The organism is Neisseria sp. HMSC070H10 (assembly GCF_001837635.1).
In the GTDB taxonomy this organism is placed as follows: Bacteria; Pseudomonadota; Gammaproteobacteria; order Burkholderiales; family Neisseriaceae; genus Neisseria; species Neisseria subflava_A.
In genome coordinates, this window is the sequence record NZ_KV833377.1 from 1 (window position 1) to 2,957 (window position 2,957).

The window sequence follows — 2,957 nt, forward strand, 5'->3', positions numbered from 1 at the left end:
TTTGAAACAAAAACAGCCGAAAATCTTTGTTTAGATTTCGGCTGTCGGGGGAAGGACTTTTTTGCAAAGGTCTCATAGGTGTATTGATCGCCGAGCATGACCCAGCCGCCTGCAGGCGCATCTTCTATAGCGGAGCCAAGCTTCCCGAAAGAGAGGATGCTGTCGTTGCCTTTGCGGATGGCGGGTGTACCGTCGTCTGAAAAAGTGGTGCAGCCAGCGAGAAGGAATACTGCGGATAAAAAGGGGAAGACGTATGTTTTCATAATGTTTGTTTGAAGGTATTTAAAATCAGGCAAATGGGGGAATACTCAATCCGAATTGTTCCAACAAGCCGACCGTTTCGTAAACGGGCAGGCCCATCACGCCTGTAAAGCTGCCTTGCAAATGCTCGACAAACACGCCGCCCAAACCCTGAATGCCATACGCGCCCGCTTTGTCCATCGGTTCGCCACTTCGGATATAGGCGGATATTTCTTCGGCAGACAAGGTTTTGAAACGTACATCGCTGGTTTGCAAAACGCCGTGCGTTTTCCCTTGCCAATATACGCATACGACAGTCAGCAACTGATGCGTCTGCCCTGAAAGCCGGGCGAGTATTTCGGCTGCTTGGGCTTCGGTTTCCGATTTGCCGAGAATGTGGTTTTGATAGGCGACCGTAGTGTCGGCGGTCAGAATCGGATATTCGGGCGACGCGTCGTGTGTGGCTAACCATTGCTCGACAGCGGCGGCATTTTTTTCCTGCGCCATACGTTGCACATAATCGGCGGCTTTTTCGTCGGAATGCGGCGTTTCGTCGATGTCGGCAGGGATACGGATAACTTTGAATCTTAAGTTTTCCAGAATTTCGCGGCGGCGCGGGCTGCCGGAGGCTAGGTAGAGTGTGTGCATAAAACTTTCTTTTTTAGGGGATATAAGGCCGTCTGAAAATTATTTTGACTGTTTGTGTTGGCCGGACAAGCGCACATAATGCGCGGAAGAATATTTCAAAAATTCTTTTTCTTTTTCGGTCAGCGGGCGGACTTGTTTGACGGGCGAACCGACATAGAGATAGCCGCTTTCCAAACGTTTGCGTGGCGGCACCAAGCTGCCTGCGCCTATCATTACGTCGTCTTCGATGACGGTATCGTCCAGAATAATCGTACCCATCCCAATCAACACACGATCGCCGATGCGGCAGCCGTGCAGCATGACTTTGTGTCCGACGGTTACGTCTTCGCCGATGATAAGGGGTGAGCCTTCGGGCTTTTCCGCGTTTTTGTGCGAAACGTGCAAGACACTGCCGTCCTGTACATTGCTGCGCGCGCCGATGCTGATACTGTTCACGTCGCCGCGCAGAACGGCATACGGCCAAACGGATACGTCTTCGGCAAGCGATACTTCGCCGATGATGACGGAGGTTTCGTCGATGAGGCAGGATTCGTGAATTTGCGGAGTATGGTCTAAGAAAGGGCGGATAGGGTTCATGTTGTTTCTTCCTTTTTGACAGTGTGGCAGGTTTCAGACGACCTGCGGCTCGGTATGGCGAAAGTATGCCGTTTTGACGCAGGTGAGGCAAGGACGGCGTCTGCCGAGATTTCGTCATGTCTTTGTAAACAATATTTTTTATGGTTAAGGAATCATTTTCCGTTAAGCCTGCCTCTCTTGTTTGCCGAAGGTGGAAAATTGTCCGTTATTATCTTGTAGTTGCAAGTAGCTGCAAACCATTCTCTTGCCATTTGAATTGGAATGATATATATTTTTAAAAAATATTTCATAAAATAACGAAACCCGATGGTTTGTTTTCAACCAGGTTTGGTGGGTTTCCAATCCCACAAACCTTGGCTTCCATCCCGTGTCCGTTTTCAAATCTATCCAATCCACCTTGTTTAAATAAAGGCGGCCGGAAGGTCGTCTGAAACTGTATGAAGGATATTCACATGAGCGAAACACAAGAGCTGACTTTTGCCAAACGGCTGAAAGAGCAAACTACAACTATTCACGATAGCGTGGACAACTTGGTTATGTCTGTCGAGCCGTTTACCAACAAAGAGAACTACATCAAATTTTTGAAACTGCAATCCGTGTTCCACAAAGCGGTTGATCATATCTATAAAGACCCCGAGTTGAACAAAGCCATTCCCGAGCTGGAATACATGGCGCGTTACGATGCGGTAACGCAAGACTTGGCGGATTTGGGCGACAAACCTTACGAATACGGCAAACCGCTGCCGCATGAAACCGGCAATAAAGCCATCGGTTGGCTGTATTGCGCCGAAGGTTCCAATTTGGGCGCAGCATTTTTATTTAAACACGCGCAAAAGCTGGATTACACCGGCGAATACGGCGCGCGCCACCTCGCTCCCCATCCGAACGGCCGCGGCAAACATTGGCGTGCTTTTGTCGAGCATCTGAATGCTTTGGGTTTAAGCCCTGAAGCTGAAGCCGAAGCGATTCAAGGTGCAAAAGATGCATTTGCGTTCTACAAAGTCGTTCTGCGCGAAACATTTGACCTGCCTGCAGGTGCGGAAGCTCCGGAAGGCTTTGTTCCGCATCGTCATTAATGGTTTGACGATATAAGTAGAGGTCGTCTGAAACACATCTGTATGCACGGATTCATAAATTCCGTTTTCAGACGACCTTCATACTGATGCAAGTTTAGTACCGTTTGGTTATCCGCATTTGCGGTATATTTTAATTGGTTTGATGTAAATAATTATCAAATATTTTATCACCATCATTCCAAAATACCATTATCACATTCAGGAGTTTGACCATGAAGGAATCATTTAAATTAAGTATGTTGGCGATTGCCTGCAGCATCGCATTGAGTGCATGCGGTTCAAGCGGTGGTGGTACGCCGTCTGCACAGTCTGCACCGACCCCGCAACAGCCGGGCAATAATTCCGGCTCGGGCGGAGGAGGTGATTCAAAACAAACTGAAGACGCCAAGAAAGCCGAAGAAGCCAAGAAAGCCGAAG

At 48.6% G+C, this 2,957-nt stretch carries 3 protein-coding genes and 2 pseudogenes; 2 read left to right on the top strand and 3 right to left on the bottom strand.

Translation table 11 applies throughout. The features are described from left to right. The 3 genes and pseudogenes from HMPREF2606_RS11080 to HMPREF2606_RS07410 form a co-directional block, all read right to left on the bottom strand. Nucleotides 1-263 (bottom strand): annotated as a pseudogene (locus HMPREF2606_RS11080) (hypothetical protein); the annotation flags it as partial. Nucleotides 264-288: 25 nt separating this feature from the next. Then, the gene (locus tag HMPREF2606_RS07405) at nt 289-888 is read right to left on the bottom strand and encodes a Maf family protein (RefSeq protein ID WP_070585807.1); all 600 of its coding nucleotides are present in this window, start codon (nt 886-888) and stop codon (nt 289-291) included. Nucleotides 889-927: 39 nt separating this feature from the next. After that, a complete protein-coding gene (locus tag HMPREF2606_RS07410) occupies nt 928-1,464 on the bottom strand; it encodes a gamma carbonic anhydrase family protein (protein WP_019270852.1) in 537 nt (178 codons plus the stop codon). Between the two features lie 452 nt (nt 1,465-1,916). On the opposite strand from HMPREF2606_RS07410, the gene HMPREF2606_RS07415 reads away from it, so the two are divergent. Both HMPREF2606_RS07415 and HMPREF2606_RS07420 read left to right on the top strand, forming a co-directional pair. Continuing rightward, nucleotides 1,917-2,540, top strand: a complete 624-nt coding sequence (locus tag HMPREF2606_RS07415) for a biliverdin-producing heme oxygenase (protein ID WP_070843475.1) — start codon at nt 1,917-1,919, stop codon at nt 2,538-2,540. Between the two features lie 212 nt (nt 2,541-2,752). Beyond that, nucleotides 2,753-2,957: pseudogene (locus tag HMPREF2606_RS07420) on the top strand (transferrin-binding protein); the annotation flags it as partial.

Bases quoted from the DNA above. Each gene is read 5' to 3' on its own strand.
- HMPREF2606_RS07415 (WP_070843475.1), top strand. From the start codon at position 1,917: ATGAGCGAAACACAAGAGCTGACTTTTGCCAAACGGCTGAAAGAGCAA.
- HMPREF2606_RS07405 (WP_070585807.1), bottom strand. From the start codon at position 888: ATGCACACACTCTACCTAGCCTCCGGCAGCCCGCGCCGCCGCGAAATT.
- HMPREF2606_RS07410 (WP_019270852.1), bottom strand. From the start codon at position 1,464: ATGAACCCTATCCGCCCTTTCTTAGACCATACTCCGCAAATTCACGAA.